Raw genomic sequence first — 24,794 nt, 5'->3', positions numbered from 1 at the left:
GGGATACATGCCCGCGGCGAGATCAGTGCGCTCACCCGCCCGACTTGGGAACAGGCCCTGTCGACCTGGCCCGACGCCACGCAGGGGCGACCTACGTGGAGCTGTCGGACGTGGCCTTCGTCGACGTGGCCGGCGTGACCGCGCTGGCGCTCACCGCCATGAACCTCCCCGACGGACGCGCCGTGGTCGAACATCCACCGCCCCAACTGCCACGGGTGTTGGACATATGCCGGCCGGGCCTGAACCGGATGGAGGTGGCGTCGCGATGAGCACGACAACCGCCCACGGACCGTTTGCGCACCCGGCCCTGTTCTACCGCTCCCGGCACGAGTACACGCAGCAGACGGTGGCGTTCCTCAGGGAGGGCAAGGCGAACGGCGAGCCGGCGGCCGTCGCGGTGCCCGGCCCCAACCTGGAGCTGATCAAGAACGGACTGGGTGGGGACACCGATGGCATAGCGTTCTTCGACATGACCAAAGCCGGCCGCAACCCGGGACGGATCATCCCCAAAGTGCTGCGCGGATTCGCCGACGCACACCCCACCGAGCGGGTGCGCATTATCGGCGAGCCGATCTGGGCGGGGCGCAGCGCGGTGGAGTATCCCGCGTGCGCGCAGCACGAAGCGCTGATCAACGCCGCGTTCGATGGGCGTGCGGCGACAATCCTGTGCCCCTACGACGAGTCACGGCTGGACGAGACCGTGATCGCAGATGCGAGGATGACCCATCCCACCCTCATCAGCGGCGACGGCCGTGCGGAGATCAGCGACGCCTACGACTGGGAAGCGGTCGTCTCCCGCTACAACGAGGCGCTGCCTCCCGTTCCGAATGCCGCCGTCTTCTCCTACGGCGGTGACGACCTCCCGGCGGTCCGCCGGTTCGCTCTCACTCAAGCAGCGGGGCTGGGCCTGGGTCGAGAGCGGCTGATGGACGTGGAGCTGGCGGTCGCGGAGCTGACGACGAACAGTGTGGTGCACGGCGGTGGCCGGGGAACGCTGGCGGCCTGGGCCGAACAGGGCCAGGTCGTGATCGAGGTCCGCGACGCAGGCCGGCTGACCGATCCCCTGGCAGGCCGCAGGCCCCCGGAGCGCGGACAGATCGGCGGGCGGGGCCTGATGTTGGTCCACTACGTCTCCGACCTGGTGCGTCTGCACACCGCCGAAGCGGGCACGGCCGTGCGCTTCTACCTCAGCCTGTAGCAGCGCGGCCCACCTGCACCAAGGGTCTCGTCACCGGGCCGCCAACGGCGACGTCGCCCCGGCCGGCGTCCACACCATCCGGTAACCGATCTTGCGGCGCACCGCTGTCGATGACGTTGCCCGCCGACGCGGGGCGGATCGACCTGACGCTGGGTGCCGGAACCGCCAGGGCAGTGGATCAGGTGGTGATGGTTGCCGTATCGGTGTCGGCGAAGAAGGGGAAGACCTGGTCGAGGCCGACGATGCGCAGGATGCGCAAGGTGTTGTCGGGGACTGCGGCCAGGGCGAGCTCGGCCTCGGCGGCGGTGGCGCGGTTGTGGGCGGCGATCAAGGCGGTGATACCGCTGGAGTCGCAGAAGTCCAGACGTCCCAGATCCAGAACCAGGCGCTGGCCCGGTCGCAGGACGAGGGCGCTGACGTGTTCGCGCAGTTGATGTGCGGTGGCGTATTCGAGATCGCCGATGACTTCGAGGACGGGTCCTGTGGTGGCGTCTCGGCTAGTGATATGCAGCGGGTTCATCTCAGGTGATTCGTTGCCGGGCGGAGTACGGACGGGTGGGACGGGACGCCGAGAGCAAGGAGCGCGGTGTCGTCGTCGACTCCCTCGCTCAGACTGTCCAGCAAGCCTGTCAGTGCTTCCATCATCTTCTTCGGCGGGGCGCCGGCATGCTGGGCGACGAAGGCGCGCAGAGCCTCCTCCCCGTACAGGCTGGTGCGGTCGGGCCCGGTGCGGGCTTCGGTGAGTCCGTCGGTGTACAGCAGCAGGGTGTCCCCGCGGCCGAGGATGGTGGTGGCCGGGGTGAAACGAGCGTGAGACAAAGCTCCCACGAGGAAACCGCCGGGGGTCGGGAGGAAACCGGCTGTGCCGTCGACGCGGGCGATGAGAGCGGACGGGTGGCCGCCGGAGGCCAGGCGCACACGGGTCTGACCTCTGCCGGGATCGGGTTCGAGGACACCGAAGATGGCGGTGCAGTAACGGGGGTCGCCACCGGAGTAGCGCTCGTACAGCACGGTGTTCAAGGTGGCGAGCGCGGTGACGGGGTCGGCGTCGTGCAGGGCTGCGGTGCGCAGGGTGTACCGGGTCAGGGAGGTGACGGCGGCGGCTTGCGGGCCCTTGCCGCACACGTCGCCGAGGAAGAATGCCCAACGTTCGCCGTCGAGGGGGAACAGGTCGTAGAAGTCGCCGCCGAGCTGGTCCGGGGAGGCGGTGTGGTAGTACACGGCCGTCTCGACACCGGGCACGGTCGGCAGGGAAGCGGGCAACAGCGACTGCTGGAGTACCGCGAGGGCCTCCTGCAGCCGGGTGCGGTCGGCTTCCGCCTGCTCGCGTGCCTCCTCGGCCTGGCGGCGGGCCTCTTCGGCTTCCTGCTTGCGGCGCAGCAGTTCCTGCTCGTAGGAGCGCCGGTCGGAGGCGTCGAAGACGGTGGTGCGGATCAGTAGCGGCTCATTTTCACTGCTGTGTTTGACGACCGAGGACACCAGGACCGGCAACCTGCCGCCACCGGCGGTCTTGATCTCCAGGGCGATGCCGCTGATCTCGCCCTTCATCTGCAGGAGCGGCGCGAAGTGCGTCTCGTGGTAGAGCTTGCCTCCGACGGTGAGCAGGTCGGCGAACCGCATGCGGCCCACCACGGCCTCGCGTTCCAGACCGAGCCAGCCCAGCAACGTGCCGTTGATCTTGGCGATAATGCCGTCCATCAGAGTCGACAGGTACCCGCAGGGCGCCGACTCGTAGAGCTCCTCGACGCTGTCTTCCAGCAGCGCGGAAAACGCCGCAGCCGTGGATGTCCCGTCTCCCACCTCGATGGGTTCCGGGTCTTCGCCGGTACGGCACATCACTGCGAGGGCCCCAGAAAGTCCAGGATCGCGGCACTGGTGGCCTGCGGCGCGGACAGCTGCGGGCAGTGCCCCGTGGCCGGCAGCGTCACCAACGTCGAACCCGGGATCCGGGCATGCACATAGGCACCGACCTCACGGGGCGCGATGGCGTCGTTGGAGCACTCGAGGATCAGGGTCCGAACGGACACGGACTCCAGATCGTCTCGGCAGTCCGTGAGAAACGTGGTGCGGGCGAAGACGCGGGCGATGTCGGGGTCGGTGGCGCAGAAGCTGTTCGCCAGTTCCTCCCCCAGTTCCGGCCGCTCCGGATTCCCCATGATCACCGGCGCCATCGCCGCGGACCAGCCCAGGTAGTTGGACTCCAGCGACGCCAGCAACTCGTCGATGTCCTCCGCACTGAAACCGCCCCGGTAGCCGTCGGAATCGATGTAGCAGGGAGAGGGCGCCACCATCACCAAGGACCCGATCCGCTCCGGCGCCGCCTGCGCAGCCAGCACGCCGATCATCGCGCTGACCGAATGCCCCACGAACGTCACCTGCCGCAGGTCCAGCTCTTCGCAGACGTCGACCACGTCCTGCGCATAACCCGCGAGAGCCGAATACCGCTCCTCGCTCCACGCGGACAGGTCGGACTTGCCCGAACCGACGTAGTCGAACAGCACGACCCGGTAGCGGTCGGCCAAGGCCGGCACGGTCAGACGCCACATGTTCTGGTCACAGCCGAACCCATGCGCCAGCACGACCACCGGACCGTCCGCACGGCCGGTCACTACGACATTGTTCCTGCGACGTACATCCATACCGCCCATCCTGCCACCACCGCCAACGGCGCCGACAGCCCCGTCATGATCACCTGCGCAACGCCATGGACAAAGCACTGGTCGGTCATGAGCCGACCGTCCCGCGGTACTCCTGCCTGGAACTCCTCGATCACCAGCCCGGCCGGTCCAACGCCGACCTCGCCCGCGGCACCTTCGCCACCCGGCAGTCCGCCGGCGACGTCCTGTGCGGCCTCAAGGAGACCGCCCTGGCTACCCGGCCGCCGGACACGGCCTCGCCCTGCCCGTCTACCTCACCCCGCCCGGACAGTAGCGCCTGCACACCGCCCGCGGCGCCGTCTACGCCTCCAGGAACGCATGATCCGCGGGCTCCCCGCAGACCGGCCGACCGCACTGCTCGCCGGCCTCGACGCCATGACCGAAGCACTCGGCGACTGACCGGACGACCGCGGTGCGGCTGCGGCGGTCTCCCCTACGTCACCGGCTGCGGCGGTCTCCCCTACGTCACCGGCTCCGCGTCCGCATCGGTGTGGCCGCCGGCCTGGTCGACCAGTCAGACCATCAACGACTGCTGTCGAGGTCAGTGAAGGTGTAGCGGGTGTGGCTGAACACCTGGCCGTCGTGCCCGAAGCCGTACGCGGTGCCGGGTGCCACCGCGAACAGCAGGTCGTTGCCCTCGCGGATGCTGTCTCCGAAGCCGTGGAAGGTACCCTCCGGCGAAACGATGTGATCCCCGTACTGCGCCTCGAACGCGGCGATGACCTCGTCCTGCCGTGCCGGGTCCGTCACCCGCTCCGCCGTGCCCTCGACCACGATGTCGAAGCCTTCGGTGAGCGAATTGTTTCCTGTGGTGAGGACGCAATTGGCGTTGCCGGCCAGGTTCTTCGCCTTCTGCTCCCCCGGCCCGGTGCTGAAGTGCAGCGCCCCGTCGTGCCAGGCGGCGATCAGCGGCGTGACGTGCAGTCGGCCGTCCGGCCGGATGGTAGTGATCCAGAAGACCTCGGCGGCCCGCAGCCTGCGCTGGGCCTCGGCCCAATCGGTGGCGGTGACGCTTTCCGCGCCAGGGCGCGGATTGAGCGCGGCGCTGTAGCGGGCGTCGAGTTCGGTCGTGGGCTGCTTCGGCGTCATGCCAGAGCTCCTTTTCCTCTTCCTGCGTGCAAATCTACGCAGCCCGGCCGGGCGGCGCTCAGCGCGGACGGGCGCCGGCGGTGGCAGCCTCTGGCGACAGAACAGGGCGAGGCCTGCCGGTCAGACCACCGGGTTCTCCAGCAAGGAGATCCGATTGCCGTCGGGGTCGTCGAGCGCGGCGAAGCGGGTGCGCTCCCCGCCGGTCTGTACCGGCCCCGCTGTCAGACCTCGCTCCACGAGTCCGGCCAGAGCCGCGTCCAGATCGGGCACCTCCAGGTTCAGCAGGCTTGAGCCGGCCCGGTCGGGGTCCTCGAAGACCTGAAGCCAGCCGCCCGAGGTGAGGTGCCAATCGGCCAACGACGGCATGGGGCGAGTGTCCGCCGGACGGCTCAGCAGCCGTTCGTACCAAGCCACCGCTACGTCGATGTCCCCGACCGGCGCGACCATCAGCACGCGCGCGACGTCCATGGATTTCACCTGCTTCCTACTCCCGACATGGATCGGGACGCTTTCAGTCCTGCTTGCTGATTTCTGCTTTCTCCTCATAGACAGCCGCAGACACCGAAACTCATCGGACAACGACCATCGTCAGAGCAGGGACAATGACCAAGGGGGCGAGAACTGCCGGTCGTATTCTGAGCATCGTCTGCCTATTCCGCAGCTCTCCGACGACATGAGCCACCCGCCCGGCCGGCGCCGCTCTTCCGGCGTGAGGCCTGGTCAGTCGCCGAACCGCGCTACGGCTTTTGGTGGCAGGCCAGGGTGCGCGAGTGCGCGCGGTGAGAGCGTACGGGGCGGCGCCATCGGCCGGCCCGCTTCGCGGGCGGCTGGACGACACGGACCTCGCCTCTCCGGTCCCTCCGGTGCTGGTGAGACCGCCCTGCGATCGGCAGCGGGAATCTCATCGGGCATCGGTGCCGGTCTTCACCATGTCGGCCGCAGTCAACCTCGATCAGGACTCCGACTCCCCGGCAGGCCGTCCGCGCCCTCGAAAGCAGCCGTCTGGGAGGCTCCGCACACTCCCCGTCCGGTCCGCCCGGCCCGGCGGAGGACTGCGGCGTCGGGCGGCTCGGGAGTCCTGCCCCCGGCCGGTGCGCGCCCGTAGGGCGAGGTCCGCGCCCAGACTGACGTAGCTGAGCACCCCGGCGAGACCTCCGCCGAGGAGGAGGGCGCCGCCGACGTCGATCCTGCCCGGTGCCTTGACCAGGGGTTCGGGGATGACGTTGTGCACGCAGATCGCCATCGCGCCAGCGACGAAGGCCGACAGGACAAACAGGATCTGGACGCCGAACTCCACGGCCAGTCTCTCGATGAGGAAACGGGACGCGATGTTGAGCACCGCGGAACCCGAGGTGACGATGCCCACGGTGAACATCGCGATGCGGGGAGCGCAGACACCTCGAACGATCGCGACGGAGAGGAACACGGCGGCCAGAGACGCGCCCTGAAGCATGCGACCTGGTACGAACACCCAGATACTGGGGGCCACGGCACACAGCACGGCGCCCGCGCAGCTGAGTAGCAGCGTCACTACGAGCACCCTGCGCTTGCCGTAAATGTCGGCACTCCTGCCGAGCAGGGGTGCCCACATCACTCCCGCCAGCATCGCGGTGGCGTTGAGCCACGCCGCCTGATCGGTGCCGAAGTGGTCGAGCATCTCCGGGAGGACGAGCAGCGGCGCGGTGATGGCCGAGTCGACCACGAAGTTCACCAAGGCCAGGACGGCCACCAGGCCGATGAGCCGCCCGTTCCATCTCGTGTGTGGTCCGGCATCTGCGCTTCCGGTCCTGCTCCGCTGCATTGAGGACTTCTTCTCCATGGGGTACCGCGGGCGCGCGACGGTGCCGGCACGGCCTGACGGGTTGTCGACTGGAACAGGGGCGGCCAGCTGCCAGGAGGCGATCCGTTCGGCCGCACGGCCTCGCTCGGCCTCCCGGCACGAAGTGCCCGTTACGCGTCGGGGTCTCAGGTTTCCCGGTCGCGCAATGCCGCGCGGGCCGGGAGGGTCACGGCGACGAGACCGAGGGCCACCGCGGTCGCGGCGAACGCGGCGTACAGCAGCGGGGGTACGTGCGGAAGCTCGCCCGTCAGGCCGCGCATCATCGGGGTCAGTGTGATCAGGGCGATGGCTGTGCCCAGTGCCACGCCCGCCGCCGACACCAGCAGGCTCTCCCAGCGGAGCATCCGCAGCACCTGGCGGCGGGTGGAGCCGACGAGGCGGAGCGTGGCCAGTTCGCGGCGGCGGTCCAGGACCGTCATCACCAGGGTGTTGACCGCGGCGACGGCGGCGAAGCCGCCCAGGACGGCGGCCATCACGTAGTTGGCCCAGGCGCCGAGTTCGCGGTCCACGTTCTGCTCGACGGCGTAGCCCGAGGCGTCGGTGACGTCGCCGAATGCGGCGAGCGGCTTCGCGTCGCCGCCGCGTACCAGCAGGGTGCTGTCGAAGCCCGACGTGACGTGGCCGGCCAGCACGGCGCGGTCCATGGTCACCGCCGCCAGACCCAGTCCGCGGCCGTAGACCGCGACCACCTCCGGGCTCGCCTCGATGCCGTCGGGGAGGCGGAGCGGCAGCTCGTCGCCGACCTCGACCTTCGCCGCGGTGGCGAGGGTCCTGTCGATGGCGATACGGCCCTCACCCACGCGGTCCAGGCTGCCGCCGCGTACGTCCAGGTCCTGCACCTCGGCGAGCTGGGCGCCGGAGCCCGAGATGCCCTGGGCCGCCCACCCCTGCAGCGAGGTCTCGCCACCGGAGTCCACCGGCACCAGGACCTGCGTGTCGAGCAGGCTCACGGCCGCGTCGACGCCGGGAACGCGGGCGGCCCGGTCGGCGGCGCCGGAGGGCAGGCCCGCCGGGTTGGTCACGACGTGGTCCGCCGTGATGCCGGCGCGGAGCTGTTCCGAGGCGACATGGCTCTCGCTCGTGTGCATGAAGACGAGCGTCGAGGCGAAGGCCATCGCCAGCACGATGGGGGTGATCGCGGAGGCCAGCCGGCGTGCGTTGGTCCGGGAATTGGCGGCTGCCAGCGACGCCGATGCGCCCCCGCCGCGCAGCAGCAGGCCGAAGAGCGCCGCGCACAGCCGGGCCACCAGCGGACCGAGCAGGCCGACGGCGAGCATGAAGAGCATGACGACGCCGAGGGAGGCGTTGGCTGCGTCGGCACCGGCGGCGGAGGCGGCGACGCCGGCGAGGACCGTGCCGCCGATGAGGGCCACCACCCCGAGGACGGTACGGACGATGCCCGGCCGCAGCCGCTCCACCGAGGCTTCGGTCAGCGCCTGCCCCGGCTTGATCTTCGCGGGCCTGCGTCCGGCCATCCAGCCGGCGCCGAGCGCCGTGAGGAGTCCGGTCCCGACGGCGATGAGCAGCGGGAGCCACGAGACGTGCAGCTCGACCGCCTCCGGGACGGCGCCGCGGTCCTTCAGCTGCCCGAACCACCAGTTCGCCAGCGCGATCCCCGGCAGGCAGCCGACCAGCCCGGCGACGGGCGCGACGAGCAGCGCCTCCGCGGCGACCGCGCGGCGGATCTGCCGCGGGGTGGCGCCGACGGCGCGCAGCAGCGCGAACTCGCGCAGGCGCTGGCCGACGGACAGGGCCACCGTGCCGGCCGCGGTGAAGACGGCGACCAGGGTGGCGATCCCGCCGAAGGAGCCGCCGAGTGCGGTGAGTGTCTCCTTGGCGTACGCCAGGCCTCGCTCCTCGACTCCGCCGCGGTCGTCGCCCGTGAGCACCTGCGTGTCGGAGCCGGCGAGGGACTTCTCGACTGCGCCGGCGAGGGCGTCGGTGTCGGTGCCGTCCGCGGCCAGCACGGCGATGGCGTCGGCCTTGCCGGGGTGGCCGGCCAGCGTGGCTGCCTCGGCGTCGGCGAACCAGGCCGTGGCCTTGCCGCCGGCCGCCGCGCCCGCCGTCGCGGTGTCACCGGCCCCGGCCCTGCCCAGCCCGGACACCCGGAAGCCTGCGCGGCCGGCAGCGGTTTCGAGCGTGACGGTGTCGCCGACGTCGGCCTTCGCCGCACGGGTCGCGGCGGCGTCGAGCACGACCTCGCCCGCGCGCGGCGCGGCGCCCGCGGACAGCGCGGTGCCGGTGAAGGCGTGGGAGCCCCAGCCGTGGCCGGTGAGCGCCCCGTCGCCCTGCCGCACCGGGAACGTGAAGTCCGGCACCGCGGCCGCGACGCCCGGCGCCCGGGCGGCCTTCGCCGCGAGCCCCGCGTCCACGCGGGCGGTGTCCGGCAGCGGGTAAGCGGTTTCCTCGGGACCGTCGATGGTGTCGGAGACGAGTCGCGCGGACTGGTCGGCCGCCGCGACGACCGGCGCCTTCGCGTACCGCTCGGCCGGCACCGAGGCGCGGATGCCTGACTCCAGCAGGATGCCGCAGGCCGCGACGATCAGCGCGGACATCATCAGCGCGACGAACGTGCCCGCGAACGAGGCGGGTTTGAAGCGTACGGCCGCGCGAGCGAGGCCGTTCGGGGCGAAGCTCCTCATGCCGCGGCCCCTGCCATCGCGCCCGTACGGCCGGCCAGCATCGCCATCCGCCCCGCGATCTGCTCCGCCGAACCGCGCTCCAGGCCGCCGGCGAAGGTGCCGTCGGCGAGGAACAGCACACGGTCGGTCCAGGCGGCCGCGGCCGGGTCGTGGGTGACCATGACGACGGTGGCGCCGAGGGTGTCCACCGCGTGCCGGAGCAGGCCGAGGACCTCGGTGGCGGTGCCGGTGTCGAGGGCGCCGGTGGGCTCGTCCGCGAAGACCACGTCGGGACTGGTGACCAGGGCACGGGCGACGGCCACGCGCTGCTGCTGGCCGCCGGACAGCTCGCCGGGCCGGCGCCGCGCCTTGTCGGCGAGCCCGACCTGCGCGAGCATCGTGGCCGCACGGCGGCGGTCCTGGCGCTGCCCGGCGAGACGCATGGGCAGCAGCACGTTCTGCTCCACGGTCAGCGAGGGCAGCAGGTTGAACGCCTGGAAGACGAAGCCGAGGCGGCTGCGGCGGAGCTCGGTGAGCTTGTCCTCGCGCATACCCGTGATCTCCGTACCGCCGAGGCGCACGGAACCCTCCGACGGCCGGTCGAGGCCGGCGGCGCACTGCAGGAACGTGGACTTGCCGGACCCGGACGGGCCCATGACCGCGGTGAACGTGCCGCGTGGAAGGGCGAGGTCGACGCCCGCGAGGGCGTGCACGGCGCCCGCGCCGCGGCCGTACCGCCGTCGCACACCGCGCAGTTCGACGGCGAGGCCGGGTGTCGCGGCCGGGGCTTGCGGTCGGTCGTCCGTCTTCTGCCGCTTGTTGCTGCGTAGCCTCATGTTCCGCCCTCTCGCGATCTTCTCGTGCCGACGACGTGAAGTGTGCGAGGACGGCTGTGCGCCGGGCGTCATACCCGGGAGCCAAAGCGGAGGTGCTACCACGGTAGGGGGTGGAGGAGCGGCAGGGTCCGCCTTCCGCCCGGGGGCTGCCGCCGGCGGTCCGGCGTGCGCGGGGCTTCGCCCCGTCGCCGCCCTGGGCCAGGTCCCGGGCGCAGGGCCCCGGCGAGGGAGCGCCGCTTCGCAGAGCCGGGGACGGGGTGCCGGGGTGCCATCTGCGCCGTACGGAGGTGTGGAGCGAGTCGCCCCCGACGAGACCCCGACCTGCCCGACGCGCCCACCTGCCCGATGTGACTCAGAGGTGCCGACGCGTCGGCACCGTGCGAGCGCCGGAGGGCGCGGGGCCGCCCTACTCGCCCGGGGCCACCAGACCCGATTCGTACGCGAAGACCACCGCCTGGGCGCGGTCGCGCAGGCCGAGCTTGGTGAGGACGCGGCTCACGTGTGTCTTCACCGTCTGCTCGGCCAGCACCAGATCCTCCGCGATCTCCGCGTTGGACCGGCCGCGGGCCACCAGGGTGAGGACCTCGGTCTCGCGTTCCGTCAGGGCTTTGAGCCGCAGCGCCGGCCTGCCTCGGGCGGCGGGACGTTGCCGGGCGAAGTCCGCGATGAGGCGGCGCGTCACGGAGGGGGCGAGCAGCGCGTCGCCCGAGGCCACGACGCGTACCGCCGCGATGAGGTCGGCCGGCGGCGCGTCCTTCAGCAGGAAGCCGCTCGCGCCCGCCCGCAGCGCCTCGTAGACGTAGTCGTCGACGTCGAACGTGGTGAGCATCAGGACGCGCGGCCGGTGGGTGACGCCGGGCGGGGGCGCGAGGAGGCGGCGCGCGGCCTCGAGGCCGTCCATCTCGGGCATGCGGACGTCCATCAGCACGACGTCGGGGTGGGTGCGCCGGCTCAGCTCGACGCCCTGCGCACCGTCAGGTGCCTCGCCCACCACGTCGATGTCGCTCTGGGCGGCCAGCAGCGCGGCGAAACCGGCCCGCACCATGGCCTGGTCGTCGACGACGATGACGCGCGTTGTCACGTGATGTCCTTTTCGGTCAGGGGTAGTCGGGCGGCGACCCGGAAGCCGCCGTCCGGCAGTGGTCCCGCGTCCAGGGTGCCGCCGGCGATCCGCACGCGTTCGCGCATGCCGACGAGTCCGTGCCCGGTGCCGCCCTCTTCGAGCGGCGCGGCGGGCGGCTCGGGCGGCGGCCCGTTGACGACGAGGACGGTGAGCCGCGCGCCGTCCTGCGAACCGGACACCGACACCGACACCCGCGTCGGGGCGCCCGGCGCGTGCCGTACGACATTGGCGAGGGCTTCCTGGACGATGCGGTACGCGGAGAGGCCCACCGCCTCGGGCACGTCGGCGTCGCAGGGGGTGAACTCCACCGGCACGCCCGCTCTCACCGTCGCCTCCACCATCTGCCCGATCCGCGTCAGACCCGGCTGGGGCGCGAGTTCGCCGTGCGCCTCCTCGTTCCGCAGCACGCCGAGGAGCCGTCGCATCTCGCCGAGCGACTCGCGCGCGGTCGCCGCGATGGACGTGAACTCCTCCTGCACGTCCGGCGGCAGCCCGTCGATGCGGTACGCCGCGGTGTCCGCCTGCACCGTGATGACGGACATGTGGTGCGCCACCACGTCGTGCAGCTCGCGCGCGATGCGGGCGCGTTCCTCCAGCAGCGTCCGCCGGCCGCGCTCGGCCTCGCTGATCGTCTCCTGCTCGGCCAGCCTGCGCTGCACTTCGTACCGCTCGCGGAGCGCGCCGGCTAGGACGAGTGTGACGCCGCTGAGGATGGTGAGCAGTGCGCTGCCGGCCGTCGTGTCGTCGGGCGCGGCGAATCCCAGGCCGACGTTCGCGGCCGCCGTCGCCAGCCACACCAGCAGCAGCGTCCGGCGCCGCTCGCGCAGCCCGAGGGCGAGGCAGAGGCCGATGTACCCGACGATCTCCATGGGCGGGAACGGCCACACCTGCCGCTCTCCGAGGTCGACGGTGAGCAGGGCGAGGGCCCCGGCCACGTCCGCGACGAAGATCACGTACCAGGCCTGCAGCGGGCGGACGACCGCGAGCAGCAGCGGTGCCGACTGCGCGATGGCCAGTCCGCTCGCGATGCCGCCGTGCAACCCGTAGTCGACGCTGAGCACTTGGATGGTGGTGGGCAGCAGGGCGACGCACAGCACGAACGCCACGCCCCACGGCAGCGGCCGCACCCACCGCCGCGAAGCCCCCGCGAGCAGCGCGCGGGGGCGTTCCTCCTCCACTGAGGTCATGGGCCCCAGCTTAGGTGCGGCGGGACGGCGTCAGGAGACGCACAGCTGTCGGGCGGACTCGGCGGATCCTCAGCTGTCGGCACGCAGTGGTTCCCCCACTTCGTGCATGTGCCGCAGGGCCTGACGGTAGGAGTCGATGAGACCGGTCTCCGTGTAGGGGATGCCGAGGTCGCGGCAGTGGGCCTTGACCATGGGCCGGGCGAGCCTCAAGTGGGGGCGGGGCATGCTGGGGAACAGGTGGTGCTCGATCTGGTAGTTGAGGCCGCCGAGGAACCAGTCGGTGAGGACGGTGCCCCTGATGTTGCGGGACGTGAGGACCTGGCGTCGCAGGTGTCCCCACTTCTCGCCGTCGGGACCGGGTATGTCCATCCCCTTGTGGTTGGGTGCGAAGGCCATGCCCAGGTGCAGCCCGAACAGGGGTTGGTGGAGCGCGGCGAAGACGAGCGCGTGCGCGAGCGGCATGGTCGTCAGGAGCAGGGTGGCGTACCCAGCGGTGTGGGCGACGAGGAGCGCGCCCTCGACCAGCCGTTCGCGGCCTTTCCGGCGGCGCAGGTCCTGAAAGCCGTAGACCTTCAGGGCCAGGCCTTCGAGGAGGGTGAGGGGGAAGAAGAGCCATGCCTGGTGGCGGGTGAGCCGGCCGCGGAAGCCCGTGCGGGTGGCGGCCTGCTCGCTGGTGAAGACGAGGACGTCGGCGGCGACGTCGGGGTCCTTGTCGATGTGGTTGGGGTTGGCGTGATGGCGGTTGTGCTTGTCGTTCCACCACGCGTAGCTCATGCCGAGCAGCAGGTTGACGTGGATGAGTCCGATGCGGCGGTTCGTGGCGCGGTTGCCGCTGATCTGCGCATGGCCCGCGTCGTGGCCGATGAACGCCGTGCGGGCGCTCAGGACGGCGAGGACGGGAGCGAGCGCGAGTACCCACCACGAAGCGCCGATGAGCGCCATGCCGGTGACGACGGCGACCAGGCCGAGCGCGTTGGTCACTATGGTGCGTGCGTACCAGCCGGTGCGCCGTTCGAGCAGCCGCTGTCCCCTGACATCGCGCAGCAGGGGTGTGAACTCGCTGCCCGTGTCCGGTGGGACTTGGCTCGCGGTGGCCTTCTCCGGGGGCGGCGGAGCGGTTTCGCCGGCCAAGGACATGGGTGTACTCCGGTGTTCGGTGGGTCGTGTATGCAGGAGGTGGTTCGTCAGCCCGGCCGGGGCTGACGTTCGGGTCAGGCGTGCCGGCGGGTCGTGGAGCCGTCACCCGGCCACGGTGGTACGGCGGTGCCCGTGCGTCACTCACGCGGCGAGCGCGAAGTAGGCGAGGCCCGCCGCGAGCACGCCCGCGGCCGCGCGGCGGGTCGTGCCGATGCGGTCCCACGGGGTCTCCAGGGGCCGCGCGAACTTCGCGATCGCCACGAGCAGCCCCGCGAAGAGCGGTATCCAGGCCATCAGCGCGAGGATCCATCCGGGCGTGTCCGGCGCGGAGGTCGGTCGCCGAAGAAGGCCGCCACCTCGGCGGGGGCGGCCGTGGTGGGGTCCGGTAGCTCCTGCCCCGGGGAGTCGGCCGCCAGCCGGTCGGCGGTGCCGGGGAGCGGACCGCTGGGCGCGCTCACGCTGCCCGCCGAGGCCCAGCCCGCCGTGCTGCCGACCCACAGTGCGGTCAGTACGGCAGTGGTGAGGCTCTTCCTGAAGCGGCGCATCCGTCCGTCTCCCCCTGTCTCGTCCGTGGTGACGGGGAGGAAGGTAGGAAGGCGGTTGGAGGCTGCGCGTCACACTGGGGAGCCAGGTCGGGGGTGATACCTCGGTAGGGGGTGGGCTACCTGCCTGCCCTCATCCGTTCCCGTCGGGCCGGCGTCAGTGGGGTATCCACCAGCACCGACACTCCCGCCTCCAGCGGGAACGGCGACGTACGCATTTGCGAAGTGGGGGTGATCCCTGATCTCCTGAGCGGCGACGTGGGACTGACTGTCATGTCGCTGTGCGCGTCGCGAACGGGTGTCGGTATGTTCCGTATACGCCAGTTCTGCGGTACAGCAGTCCAGCACCCCCGACCGGCGACAGGACCCATGACAGACCGTGCTCATCCCAAGGCAGCCGACGACGAGCAGCCTCCGGCGCAGGACGACCGCGCCTTCTTCGGGCAGCCGAAGGGCCTGCTCACGCTGTCCGCCCTGGAGGTCTGGGAGCGGTTCTCGTTCCTGGGCATGCAGGCGATCCTGGTCCTGTACTTCGCCGACTCGGTGGCGAACGAGGGCCTGGGCATGGACGCCGGCACCGCCGCATCCGTGTCGGCCGCCTACGGCACCCTCGTCTACCTGGTCTCCGTCGGAGGCGGCTGGCTCGCCGACCGCATCCTCGGCTCCTACCGGGCGGTCCTGTGGGGAGGCATCCTCATCGCCCTGGGCCACTACTCCATGGCCGTGCCCACCGCCGCCATGACCTGGGTCGGCCTGGGCCTGATCAGCGCCGGCACCGGCCTGCTCAAACCCAACGTGGCCGCCATGGTCGGCAAGCTCTACCGCACCGACGACGACCGCCGTGACGCCGGCTTCGCCCTGTACTACATGGGCATCAACATCGGCGCCTTCGCCGGTCCGCTGATCACCGGCTGGCTCGGCGAACACCAGGGCTGGCACTGGGGCTTCTCGGCCGCCGCCCTCGGGATGACGCTGGGGCTGATCCAGTACATCGCCGGGCGCCGTCATCTCGCCGGCCGCAAGCACGCCGCCGAGTTCGCACTGGCCCCGGCCGCCATGCGCCGGGCCGTGTGGCTGATGGTCGCCGGGGGTCTGGCCTTCGCCGTGCTGTGCGGCGTGCTCGCGGGCGCCGGCCGGCTCACCATGGGCCGGTTCGTCGACGTCCTCACGGTCGTCTCGGTGATCGCACCGGTCGTCTATTTCTGGATCATGTTCACCAGTCCCCGGGTCACCGCGGAGGAACGCGGGCGGCTGCGTCCCTACATCGTCCTCTTCCTCGCCTCGGTGGTCTTCAACTTCATCCTCTTCCAGGCGTACTCGACGATGATGCTGCTCGCGTCGACGAACGCCGACACCACGATCCTCGGCTTCGACTTCCCGTCCAGCTGGTACGCCTCCGCGCTCGGCGCCTTCGAGGTGGCGCTGGCCCCCGTGGTCGCGGCCGTCTGGGTACGGATGGGCCGCCGCCAGCCGCACGCCTCGAACAAGATCGCGCTCGGGGTCGTCCTCGGCGGGCTGTCGTTCCTGCTCATGGTGGTGCCCACCTCCGGGCACGAGGGCACCGACTACCGAATGGCCGCCTGGTGGATCGTCGGCTCCTACCTGCTGCTCGGTCTCGGCGACGTGCTCCTGGAGACGTCAGGTCTCTCGGCCAGCAGCAAGCTGGCGCCGAAGGCGTTCTCCAGCCAGACCATGGCCCTGTGGTTCCTCTCCCTGGCCCTCGCCAACGGCATCCAGGCCCAGGTGGTGAAGATCTACGACGACGTGTCGCACCCCGCGTACTTCGGCGTCAACGGCGCCATCGCCGTTGTCCTCGGCCTGGCCGTCGTAGCCCTGGCGCCGTGGCTGCGGCGCACGATGCACCCCGTTCACTGACCACCCGGCCTGCCGGAAGGTACCGCCCCATGCACATCCGCACGGACTTCCCGTACGAGACGACCCACGACGACATCCGCGTCCCCTTGCCGGACGGCACCCGGCTCTACGCGCGGATCTGGCGGCCGGTCACCGATGAGCCGGTACCGGCACTGCTGGAGTACCTGCCGTACCGCCTCAGCGACTGGACCGCGCCCCGCGACAGCCAGCGCCACCCCTGGTACGCGGGGCACGGCTACGCCTCCGTCCGCGTCGACGTGCGCGGGCACGGCAACAGCGACGGCCTGCCGGGCGACGAGTACGACGCCACCGAGCTGGCCGACGGTGTCGCGGTCGTCGAGTGGCTGGCCGCGCAGCCCTGGTGCAACGGCAGCGTGGGCATGTTCGGCATCTCCTGGGGCGGCTTCAACTCGCTCCAGATCGCCGCGCTCGCCCCCGAACCGCTGAAGGCCGTCGTCACCGTCTGCTCCGCCGACGACCGGTACGACAACGACGTGCACTACATGGGCGGCTCGGTGCTCGGCGTCGACATGCACGCCTGGGCCTCCACCATGCTGGCGTTCGTCTGCCGCCCGCCGGACCCGGAGTACGCCGGTCAGGAGTGGCGGGAGATGTGGCTGCGACGGCTGGAGGCCGTCGACCCGTTCATCCACACCTGGCTCGCCCACCAGCTGCGCGACGACTACTGGAAGCACGGCAGCGTCTGCGAGGACTACTCCGCGATCGACGCCGCCGTCCTCGCCGTGGGCGGCTGGCACGACCCGTACCGGGACACCGTGCTCCGGCTCGTGGAGCATCTGCCGAACGAACGGGTGCGGGGGCTGATCGGTCCCTGGTCCCACCAGTATCCGGACCGCGGCCTGCCGCCGGGGCCGGCGATCGGCTTCCTCCAGGAGACGCTGCGCTGGTGGGACCGGCACCTGAAGGGCGTGGACAACGGCGTCATGGACGAACCGCTGCTCCGCTCCTGGATCAGCGAGTCGCACCGGCCGGCCACCGTCTACCCCGAACTGCCGGGCCGCTGGGTCGGCGACCCGGCCTGGCCGTCCCCTTACGTCACCCCCACGCCGCACGCCCTCGGGGGCGACCCGGTCGTCGTACGCTCCCCGCAGCACACCGGTGTCGACGCCGGTCGGTTCTTCCCCTTCGGCAACGACGCCGACCTGCCGCCCGACCAGCGCGAGGAGGACGCCCGCTCGGCGTGCTTCGAGTTCCCCGTCGCCGACGGCCCCGTCGAGATCCTCGGGCGTCCCGAACTGACCCTGCGCCTTCGGATGGACGTACCGTACGGGCAGGCCGTCGCCCGGCTCTGCGACGTGGCGCCGGACGGGTCTTCGACCTTGGTGACCCGCGGCGCCCTCAACCTGGCCGCGCGCCAGGGCCGGGACCGCAACGTTCCCTGGCAGCCCGGCGCCACGGAGACGGTCACCTTCCAGCTCAACGGCATCGGCCACACCTTCCCGGCCGGGCACCGCATCCGGCTCGCCGTCTCCTCCGCCTACTGGCCGTGGATCTGGCCGCAGGCGGGTTCCGACGGCTTCGTCCTGGAACCGGCCGGCTCGGCACTCGCGCTGCCGGTGCGCGACGCGGGGGAACACCCCGAGGACACCGGCATCCGCTTCGAGCCGCCCGAGCAGTCGGAGCCGTTGCGCGTCGCGGTGCCGGCGGCCCAGGAGGAGGAGTTCCCGGAGCGTCTCGTGGTGCGCGACGTGGCCAAGGGCGAGTGGCGGCTGGAGGTGGATCCGCGCTACGGCGGGACGCGTGTGTACCCGGACGGCCTGGAGTTCACCGAGGACGCGCTGGAGACCTACACCATCAGGGAGGACGACCCGCTTTCGGCGCGGGCCAGGTCCGACTGGACCGTCCGGCTGCGCCGGCCGGAACGTGCGTGGGACGTGCGGGTCGAGACCCGGTCGGAGATCACCTGCGACGCGGATGACTTCGTCACCTCGAACGAGGTGGTGTGCCGCGACGGCGAGGACATCGTCTTCCGGCGCACCTGGGAGAAGCGTGTTCCCCGGGTCGCGCGCTGATCCGTCCGGTACGCCTTCGCCACCGGCATTAGGATCGGCGACCGGTGTCCAACGCGCGCTGGAGGGAGCCGATGTGGTCGGCCGGGTGGAACTGCGGCAGGTGGACGAGGTGCGTCTTGAGGAGCTCCTCGCCGTGGCCGTCGAGGACGCGGAGCCCGCCGAGGTCATGCCTCCTGTGGCCGGTCCGCCCGGGTGGACGCCGATGCGGCAGGAAGCCTTCCGGGCGTGGCACCGCGCCCGGCGCCCCGGGCTGGCCGGCCCGCTCCGGGAATCCACCTTCGCGATCGTCCACGAGGGGAGGACAGTGGGGTCGGCCCGGCTGGCAGTCCGGGGCAGCCGGGAAGTCCTGGAGACGGGCATGTGGCTCGCCCGTTCCCAACGCGGGCGCGGGATAGGCGGCGCCGCACTCCGCATGCTCCTCGGCGAAGCCGCCGAGGCCGGTGCGCGGTCCGTGGTCGCGGACACCACGGTGCACAACACAGCCGCACTCGCGGCGTTGCGCGGCAACGGCGCAACGCTCACCCCGAGTGAGGACACCGCCGATGTCCACGCCGAGCTGACGCCGGAACGGAACTGAGGCCGCAGCGGTCAGTCGGGCGGTCAACGGCCGGATCAACGCCGTCGTGGAGACCTGGCCGGCCGACAGCGAGCCTCTCCCGGGCGGTTCGCCGCTGGCCGGGGTGCCGTTCCTGATCAAGGACATCGGAGTCTCCATGGCCGGGAGGCGAATGGAGCTGGGCAGCCGTCTCGCGGCCGGCAACGTCGCCCGCACCGACTCCGCCCTGATGCTGCGCTTCCGTCGGGCCGGTCTCGTGACGTTCGGGCGTACCGCGACTCCGGAGTCGGCCTACAGCATCACGACGGAACCGGAGCTGTACGGTCCGACCCGCAATCCGTGGGACCCGGAGCGGAGCGCGGGCGGATCCAGCGGAGGCGCGGGCGCGGCAGTCGCTGCCGGGGTGGTCCCGGTCGCACACGCCACCGCCGCGGCCGACTCGCTGCGCATACCCGCCGCCCACAACGGCCTCTTCGGGCTGAAGCCCACTCGGGGCCGGGTCTCGATGGGCCCCGGCGCCGACGAGGTCTTCAGCGGCCTCGCCGTGCACGGCAGCCTAAGCCGTACCGTTCGCGACAGTGCGGCACTGCTCGACCGGATCCGCGGCCCCGAACCGGGTGATCCCTACTTCGCCCAGCAGCCGTCCCGGCCCTACGCGGAGGAAGTCACCCGCCACCCGGGCTCGCTGCGGATCGGCGTCCTCGCCCAGGCATGGGGTGGACGCCGCACCACCACGCCGGTGGCGGACGCTCTCGCTCGCACCGTACGTCTGCTGGAATTCCTCGGCCACCGGGTGGAAGAGGCCGAGGTCGGCCTCGGGGCGGACTGGGAGGGGTTCGTCCTGGCCAACGCCCGCCTGCTGACGGCGAACCTGGCGGCCTCGGTCGGCGAACTGGCTGCCGCCTTCGGCCGGCCCGTCGACTCCTCCACCCTCGAGCCGGTGACCCTGGCCGGCTCCCCCTACGGGCAGCGGGTCAGTGGCGCCCAGTTCGTCACCTCTCTGACGATCCGAAACCGGGTCGCTCGAAGCCTGGCACGGTACTTCGCCACGCACGACGTGCTGCTCACCCAGGCCCTGCCGGAGCTTCCCATGCCCCTCGGCACCTGTGCCGGGGGCGCGGAGGCCCTGGACGGCCTGGGCTGGATCAACCGCGTCAACGACCTCTCGCCGTTCACCATGCCCTTCAACCTCATCGCCGTCAGTCTCCACGCCTCCTCGGCGAGCGCGCACGGCTACATCTCCGATCCGCCCAGCCGCCAGGCCCAGTGCGCCGCGGGTACGGTGTCCTGCGGGGACATCACGTACGAGCCGCAGAGCGTAGAAGGCCCCAAGGGCCTGACCAGCTGCAGTGGCGGCAACAGTCGCTTCGCGGAGCTGGACGACGACGGAAGGGGCTGGGCCGTCACACCGGTGCCGAAGAACGCGACGTTCTCGTGGAAACTCACCGCGCAGCACGCCACCAGCACGTGGGAGTACTACGCCGGCGGCCGGCGCATCGCGCTGTTCGACGACGGCGGCGCCAAGCCGGGCGCAGTCGTGAACCACCAGGTCGGCTTCGGCGGCCTCACCGGACAGCAGAAGGTGCTCGCCGTGTGGAACGTCGCCGACACCGACAACGCGTTCTACGCCTGCATCGACGTCAATGTCGGCGGCTGACGGAGCGACTGGAGGAGACACCGGAGCGACCGCCGCTGTGGGGAGCGTGACTTCACGAGCACTGGCACCTGCGGAAACAGCGGAAGCCGCGCCTGGTGAGCAGCGCGCTTGCTCGGTGATCATGAGCAGATTCGGCCGGGGGGTCTGTGTACCGAACGGAACTCAGTCGGATTCGTTCAGCGGCGTCCGGCGGTGAGCTGGTCGATCTGCTGGTATCCGGTGCGCAGCAGGAAGGTGTTGAGGCGGCCGTAGGACTTGGCGCCCAGGATGAAGAAGTGCGGCTCGGGGTTGCGCAGTGCCTCGATCCCGGCGGACGGCTGGGCGAGACAGTCGCCGCCCGCGGAGCCGAGGAGGGCGGCGGAGAGGTTCATGGGGGCGCCGGTGGCGTAGCACTCGTGGACCTGCAACTGCCGGTAGAGGGAGGCATCGCCGGTGTAGCCGGTCAGTGCTACGACGTGGTCGCACACGATCTCGCGCGGGCCGCTTTCGGTGGCGAGAGCGGCGCGTATCCGGTCACCGTCTGGGCTGAGGGCCCGGACGTGGGCGCCGGTGCGGACGGTGACGCGGTCGTTGGCGCCGTCGGCGAGGGCCCGGGAGGTCTCCACGAGGTGCTGGCGGCCGGGCAGTGTGTCGTCCGGTACGGCGCCCCAGTCGGGAGCCGTACCGCGCACCGCCCATTGGACGCGGGTGCTGGGCAGAGCGGCGAGGTCGCGGGCCGCGGTCTGGGCGGACTTTCCGGCGCCGACGAGCAGGACGGTGCCCGTCCAGCGGCCGACGTCGCCGGTGTCCGGGAGGGTACGGGTGATGCGGCCGGCGAGGGCGCGTTCACCGGGGGCGGGGATGCCGCCGGGGCCCAGGGTGTTGGGGTGGGAAAGGGCGCCGGTGCAGTCCAGGACGAGATCCGCCTCGGCGGTGTCTTCGCCGTCGGGGGTGTCCAGGAGGAGGGTGAAGGGGGCAGCGGCGCGGGTGTCGGTGCCGATGTGCTCGTGCTTGAGGAGGCCGGTGCGGGCGATGCCGGCCACGCGGGTGCGTAGCCTGATCCGGCCTTCGAGGGCGGGCAGTGCGGCGAGCGGGTCGAGCAGGCGGGTGGCCAGTTCGGCCCCGCTGGGGCAGTCGTCACCGGTCGGCGCGTCCGGCAGGTGGGTGCGCATCCGGCGCGAGACGTTCAGGCCCCACGGAGTGAAGAGGCGGACATGGCCCCAGGCCCGCACGTGGGCGGCGACTGTCCCCCCGGCTTCGTAGACGGTGAACGCCCATCCCGCGTCGGCGCAGGCGAGAGCGGCGTCGAGGCCGACGGGCCCGGCGCCCAGGATCGCGACGTGTCGCTGCATGGTCGACTTCCTTTCGGAACGCGTACGTCTCAGATGGCGCAGTGGACGGGGCGGGGCAGGGTGCCGTCGGTGAGACGGGCGGCGAAGAACTGCTCGGTGACCAGCCGTTGGCCCGCGGTGAGCGGCGTCCCGGCGGGCGCGAGGTGGAGATCGGGGCTGGTGGCGAGGTCGGCGCCGGCGGGGTGCCAGTGCAGTCCGTCGGCGGTGACGGTCAGTTCGGGGATGCTGGACTCCTCGCCGATCTCCACTCCGGTCTCGGCGAAGCCGCGGCGCAGCAGCGGCCGTACGGCGAAGTGGTCGGCGGGCAGGCCGAGTCCGGCCAGCAGCTCGGCGACCGCGGGAACCTCGTGGGTGTTCTCCGGGGTTTCGGTGAGTGCGACGCGCGGAGGCAGTCCCAGGCCGATCAGGTGACGGATGCCGTCGAGGGTGCGCTGCCAGGAGCCGGAACCGCGGTGGAGATCGTGGGTGTGGGCGGTGGCGCCGTCCAGGGACGTCTGGACGGTGAGCTTGCGGTCGGCCAGGTCCGCGAGGCCGGCGGCGCGCCGGCCGCGCAGCAGCATCGCATTGGTCATCACGACGGTGGGCAACTCGGCGGAGGCGTAGTCGAGGAGGCCGACGATGTCAGGGTGGAGGAAGGGCTCGCCGCCGGTGAGGTACAGCTCGGTGAACCCGGCCTGTACGGCCTCGTCGACGAGGGTCCGGAAGGTGTCGATGGGCAGGCTGCGCGCGACCGCTTTCGGGGAGGAGGCGACCGCGCAGTAGTCGCAAGCCAGGTTGCAGTGGAAGTTGGAGTAGATCCACAGGCGCGCCGGGAAATAGGGGGTGCCGAAGAGCGGGACCACCGGCCGGTCGCCCTGGAGGGCCTGGGGCGTGGTCTCTCCCCAGCCGTCGTCTGCCGGCCGGAAGCCGGAGGGCAGGGTGGAGCGGTAGAGGTGGTACCGGCCCCGGGAACGCTCGCGCGGCGGCAGGACCTCCAGGCAGGTGGTCCACCAGCCGGTCTCGATGGTCTCGGCGAAGATCTCGGGCAGACCGGCGGCGCGCATCGAGCGGGCCTGCGCCCGCCAGTCGTACGCCAGTGGGATCAGCTCGGCTGTGACGTGCCCGTCGGCGAGGTCCAGGATCGCGTACCAGACCTCGCGGCGGCCGTCGTTGGCCGGTTTGCCGAGCACGCCGACGTTCACGGCGAGCGTGTCGCCGACGCGCCGCTGCCAGGGCAGGCCGCTGTGGGTGCACAGCACGACATCGGCGCCGGACGCCTCGGCCCGCAGGCGGTGCTGCTCCTCGGGGAGCGACTCCCACCAGAAGTCGTTCAGCGCCAGGGTCGAGCCGTGGACCATGTGGACGTCTGCGCCATCGATGGTCTCCCGGCGCTCGGTGGGCAGGGTACCCATCCAGGCGGCGAAGTCGCGGCCGGTGGTGGCGAGGGTGTGGTCGTAGATGAGTTGGGCGTACTCGTTGTCCTTGGCGTCGCGGTAGCCGCAGCCGCAGTCGGTGTCGCCGCGGGCGATGGCGACGTCGTAGTTCCCGGCGACGCACTCGACGTCGTTGTCTTTCAGGATCGGCCACAGCGCGTCGACGTCGGCGCCGAATCCGCCGAGGTCGCCCAGGCAGAACAGCCGCTCGGCGCCCCGGGCACGGGCGTCGTCGACGAACGCCTGGAGAGCGTGCGGGTTCCCGTAGGGCCCTCCACAGACTGCGATGCGCATGAGGTCGGTCTCCAAATGTGTCGAGGCGAAACGGAAGAAGGGGGCGTTCAGCTGCGTCTGGTTCGTGCCGCTCTCGGGGTTCTGTTCGGCAGGAGGCGGGGGCCTGCGGTGTAGCGGGCGCGGATGGCTTCGGGGGCGACGCCGGCGAAGTACAGCAGCTTCAGATACTGCATGAAGGCGATCATCCGCCAGGTCCCGTGAGTGACCAGGCGGCGTGCGGAGGCCGTCGAGGTGGCGGGCAGCAGGCGCAGTTGGCCGCGGCGGTGCAGACGCCGCGACATTTCCAGGTCCTCCATGATGGCCAGGTCGGGATAGCCGCCGAGGGAGTCGAAGACGGTGCGGCGGATGAACATGGCCTGGTCGCCGAAGATGTGGTGGAGGCGCCGCGCGCGGGCGTTGGACGTCCACGCGAGGTAGTTCAGGGCGGGTGTGCGGCGGTCGAAGCGGAGGGTGAGCCCGCCTCCGGCCACGGTTGGGTCGGCGAGCGCGGCCCGGATCTGGCCCAGGGCTTCGGGCTCGATGGCGGTGTCGGCGTGGATGAACCACAGGATGTCGCCGGACGCGTGCCGGGCGCCCTCGTTCATCTGTTTGGCCCGGCCGCGCTCACTGCTGATCACGGTGGCGTGGCGGGAGGCGAGTCCGACGGTGGCGTCGGTGGAGCCGCCGTCCACGACGACCAGCTCGCAGTCGGGGAAGTCGCGGCGCAGGCGGCTCACCGCACCGTGGATCGTGGCTTCTTCGTTCAGGACCGGGACGATGATCGACACCTGCGTCATGGCCGCTCCTCGGGCTGGAGCAGGGCTGCGATCGGGGTGGGCAGCGCTGGGTCCGTCAGGAGCACGGCGGCGTCCTCGGGGGTGTCCAGGTCTCGCAGTGGACGCAGCAGTCTCAGGCTCAGTCCTTCGCCGGCGGCGAGGGCGCGGGTCGCCGCGAGTACCCGGTCCGTGCTCCAGACATCGGGGTCGAGGGCGAAGAGCGTGGTGTGGGGTGCTCGCAGGCCGAGCAGGTAGTAGCCGCCGTCGAGTGCAGGGCCCAGCGTCACGTCATGGTGTTGCAGGGCGGTGAGGGCGGCGCTCAGATGGTTCTCGGTGAGGGTCGGCGCGTCGGTGCCGATGACCAGGAGCGGGCCCGCGCCGTCAGCGAAGGCGTCGGTGACGGCCGCGGCGAGGCGCTGTCCGAGGTCTTCACCGCGCTGGCTCAGCAACCGGACACCGGCTGGCACCGCCGTGCTGATGGCGTCTTTGCCGTCGTCCGGAGCGTAGGCGAGGTAGGTGCGCGGGGTGTGGGCGGTGCTGACGGCCAGGGTGTGGCGGATGAGTTCGGCCTGGAGTTCCGCGCAGCGCTGCGGGCCCAGCAGGGGATGCAGACGGGTCTTGACTGTGCCGGGCCGGGGCGTCTTGGCCATG

General features: G+C 71.5%; 23 protein-coding genes and 1 pseudogene. 7 read left to right on the top strand and 17 right to left on the bottom strand.

The window, feature by feature from the left end; all coding sequences use genetic code 11:
• Positions 1 to 95: 95 nt before the first annotated feature.
• On the top strand, positions 96 to 269 hold the full coding sequence (locus tag ACIQ1J_RS10095; RefSeq protein WP_403555761.1) for a hypothetical protein: 174 nt from the start codon (positions 96 to 98) through the stop codon (positions 267 to 269).
• Entirely contained in the window at positions 266 to 1,198 is a 933-nt protein-coding gene (locus ACIQ1J_RS10090; protein ID WP_403555759.1) for an anti-sigma factor RsbA family regulatory protein, read from the top strand. Before ACIQ1J_RS10095 ends, ACIQ1J_RS10090 begins: the two co-directional genes overlap by 4 nt.
• Before the next feature lie 178 nt (positions 1,199 to 1,376).
• Here ACIQ1J_RS10090 and ACIQ1J_RS10085 read toward each other — a convergent pair whose 3' ends face one another.
• The 13 genes from ACIQ1J_RS10085 to ACIQ1J_RS10025 form a co-directional block, all read right to left on the bottom strand.
• Positions 1,377 to 1,718: an STAS domain-containing protein gene (locus ACIQ1J_RS10085; protein WP_403555757.1), complete on the bottom strand. Its 342-nt coding sequence runs from the start codon at positions 1,716 to 1,718 to the stop codon at positions 1,377 to 1,379.
• The gene (locus ACIQ1J_RS10080; RefSeq protein WP_403555755.1) at positions 1,715 to 3,034 is read right to left on the bottom strand and encodes a PP2C family protein-serine/threonine phosphatase; all 1,320 of its coding nucleotides are present in this window, start codon (positions 3,032 to 3,034) and stop codon (positions 1,715 to 1,717) included. The genes ACIQ1J_RS10085 and ACIQ1J_RS10080 overlap by 4 nt, the downstream gene beginning before the upstream one ends.
• Entirely contained in the window at positions 3,034 to 3,837 is an 804-nt protein-coding gene (locus ACIQ1J_RS10075; RefSeq protein ID WP_403555825.1) for an alpha/beta fold hydrolase, read from the bottom strand. Before ACIQ1J_RS10075 ends, ACIQ1J_RS10080 begins: the two co-directional genes overlap by 1 nt.
• 540 nt (positions 3,838 to 4,377) lie before the next feature.
• Positions 4,378 to 4,944, bottom strand: a complete 567-nt coding sequence (locus ACIQ1J_RS10070; protein WP_403555753.1) for a pyridoxamine 5'-phosphate oxidase family protein — start codon at positions 4,942 to 4,944, stop codon at positions 4,378 to 4,380.
• A gap of 120 nt (positions 4,945 to 5,064) precedes the next feature.
• On the bottom strand, positions 5,065 to 5,412 hold the full coding sequence (locus ACIQ1J_RS10065; RefSeq protein WP_403555751.1) for a VOC family protein: 348 nt from the start codon (positions 5,410 to 5,412) through the stop codon (positions 5,065 to 5,067).
• Between the two features lie 484 nt (positions 5,413 to 5,896).
• Positions 5,897 to 6,745, bottom strand: a complete 849-nt coding sequence (locus tag ACIQ1J_RS10060) for an MFS transporter (protein WP_403555749.1) — start codon at positions 6,743 to 6,745, stop codon at positions 5,897 to 5,899.
• 164 nt (positions 6,746 to 6,909) lie between these two features.
• Complete coding sequence (locus tag ACIQ1J_RS10055; protein ID WP_403555747.1) at positions 6,910 to 9,426, bottom strand: FtsX-like permease family protein; 2,517 nt, start codon at positions 9,424 to 9,426, stop codon at positions 6,910 to 6,912.
• Positions 9,423 to 10,241 (bottom strand): ABC transporter ATP-binding protein, encoded by an 819-nt coding sequence (locus ACIQ1J_RS10050; RefSeq protein WP_403555745.1) that lies wholly within the window; start codon positions 10,239 to 10,241, stop codon positions 9,423 to 9,425. The genes ACIQ1J_RS10055 and ACIQ1J_RS10050 overlap by 4 nt, the downstream gene beginning before the upstream one ends.
• A gap of 406 nt (positions 10,242 to 10,647) precedes the next feature.
• Entirely contained in the window at positions 10,648 to 11,322 is a 675-nt protein-coding gene (locus ACIQ1J_RS10045; protein ID WP_403555743.1) for a response regulator, read from the bottom strand.
• Positions 11,319 to 12,551: a sensor histidine kinase gene (locus tag ACIQ1J_RS10040; RefSeq protein ID WP_403555741.1), complete on the bottom strand. Its 1,233-nt coding sequence runs from the start codon at positions 12,549 to 12,551 to the stop codon at positions 11,319 to 11,321. The genes ACIQ1J_RS10045 and ACIQ1J_RS10040 overlap by 4 nt, the downstream gene beginning before the upstream one ends.
• A gap of 69 nt (positions 12,552 to 12,620) precedes the next feature.
• Positions 12,621 to 13,688 carry a fatty acid desaturase family protein gene (locus ACIQ1J_RS10035; protein WP_403555739.1) on the bottom strand — a complete coding sequence of 356 codons (1,068 nt, stop codon included), beginning with the start codon at positions 13,686 to 13,688 and terminating at the stop codon, positions 12,621 to 12,623.
• Positions 13,689 to 13,829: 141 nt separating this feature from the next.
• On the bottom strand, positions 13,830 to 13,982 hold the full coding sequence (locus tag ACIQ1J_RS10030; RefSeq protein ID WP_403555737.1) for a hypothetical protein: 153 nt from the start codon (positions 13,980 to 13,982) through the stop codon (positions 13,830 to 13,832).
• Positions 13,982 to 14,233: a hypothetical protein gene (locus ACIQ1J_RS10025; RefSeq protein WP_403555735.1), complete on the bottom strand. Its 252-nt coding sequence runs from the start codon at positions 14,231 to 14,233 to the stop codon at positions 13,982 to 13,984. Before ACIQ1J_RS10025 ends, ACIQ1J_RS10030 begins: the two co-directional genes overlap by 1 nt.
• A gap of 366 nt (positions 14,234 to 14,599) precedes the next feature.
• Between ACIQ1J_RS10025 and ACIQ1J_RS10020 the strand changes: the two genes are divergently transcribed.
• The 5 genes and pseudogenes from ACIQ1J_RS10020 to ACIQ1J_RS10000 all read left to right on the top strand — a co-directional run bounded on the left by ACIQ1J_RS10020 (position 14,600) and on the right by ACIQ1J_RS10000 (position 20,351).
• A complete protein-coding gene (locus tag ACIQ1J_RS10020; protein ID WP_403555733.1) occupies positions 14,600 to 16,105 on the top strand; it encodes a peptide MFS transporter in 1,506 nt (501 codons plus the stop codon).
• 29 nt (positions 16,106 to 16,134) lie between these two features.
• Entirely contained in the window at positions 16,135 to 18,138 is a 2,004-nt protein-coding gene (locus tag ACIQ1J_RS10015) for a CocE/NonD family hydrolase (protein WP_403555731.1), read from the top strand.
• A 73-nt stretch (positions 18,139 to 18,211) separates the two neighbouring features.
• On the top strand, positions 18,212 to 18,715 hold the full coding sequence (locus ACIQ1J_RS10010) for a GNAT family N-acetyltransferase (RefSeq protein WP_403555729.1): 504 nt from the start codon (positions 18,212 to 18,214) through the stop codon (positions 18,713 to 18,715).
• A 10-nt stretch (positions 18,716 to 18,725) separates the two neighbouring features.
• Positions 18,726 to 19,886: pseudogene (locus ACIQ1J_RS10005) on the top strand (amidase); the annotation flags it as partial.
• Positions 19,872 to 20,351, top strand: a complete 480-nt coding sequence (locus ACIQ1J_RS10000; protein ID WP_403555823.1) for a lytic polysaccharide monooxygenase auxiliary activity family 9 protein — start codon at positions 19,872 to 19,874, stop codon at positions 20,349 to 20,351. The pseudogene ACIQ1J_RS10005 and the gene ACIQ1J_RS10000, both read left to right, overlap by 15 nt.
• A gap of 176 nt (positions 20,352 to 20,527) precedes the next feature.
• On the opposite strand, the gene ACIQ1J_RS09995 is transcribed toward ACIQ1J_RS10000, so the two are convergent.
• Genes ACIQ1J_RS09995 through ACIQ1J_RS09980 form a run of 4 tightly spaced genes read right to left on the bottom strand, consistent with a single transcriptional unit; the run spans position 20,528 to position 24,793 of the window.
• Positions 20,528 to 21,682 carry an FAD-dependent oxidoreductase gene (locus ACIQ1J_RS09995; protein ID WP_403555727.1) on the bottom strand — a complete coding sequence of 385 codons (1,155 nt, stop codon included), beginning with the start codon at positions 21,680 to 21,682 and terminating at the stop codon, positions 20,528 to 20,530.
• A 29-nt stretch (positions 21,683 to 21,711) separates the two neighbouring features.
• On the bottom strand, positions 21,712 to 23,388 hold the full coding sequence (locus tag ACIQ1J_RS09990) for a radical SAM protein (protein ID WP_403555725.1): 1,677 nt from the start codon (positions 23,386 to 23,388) through the stop codon (positions 21,712 to 21,714).
• A 47-nt stretch (positions 23,389 to 23,435) separates the two neighbouring features.
• The gene (locus tag ACIQ1J_RS09985; RefSeq protein ID WP_403555723.1) at positions 23,436 to 24,164 is read right to left on the bottom strand and encodes a TIGR04283 family arsenosugar biosynthesis glycosyltransferase; all 729 of its coding nucleotides are present in this window, start codon (positions 24,162 to 24,164) and stop codon (positions 23,436 to 23,438) included.
• Positions 24,161 to 24,793, bottom strand: coding sequence for a TIGR04282 family arsenosugar biosynthesis glycosyltransferase (locus ACIQ1J_RS09980; protein WP_403555721.1), 633 nt, complete (start codon positions 24,791 to 24,793; stop codon positions 24,161 to 24,163). Before ACIQ1J_RS09980 ends, ACIQ1J_RS09985 begins: the two co-directional genes overlap by 4 nt.
• Position 24,794: the final 1 nt, after the last annotated feature.

Source organism: Streptomyces sp. NPDC097107, assembly GCF_044762405.1.
Lineage (GTDB): Bacteria > Actinomycetota > Actinomycetes > Streptomycetales > Streptomycetaceae > Streptomyces > Streptomyces thinghirensis.
The sequence above is the reverse complement of the archived record's forward strand: the minus strand, read 5'-3'. Positions and strand labels throughout refer to the sequence as shown.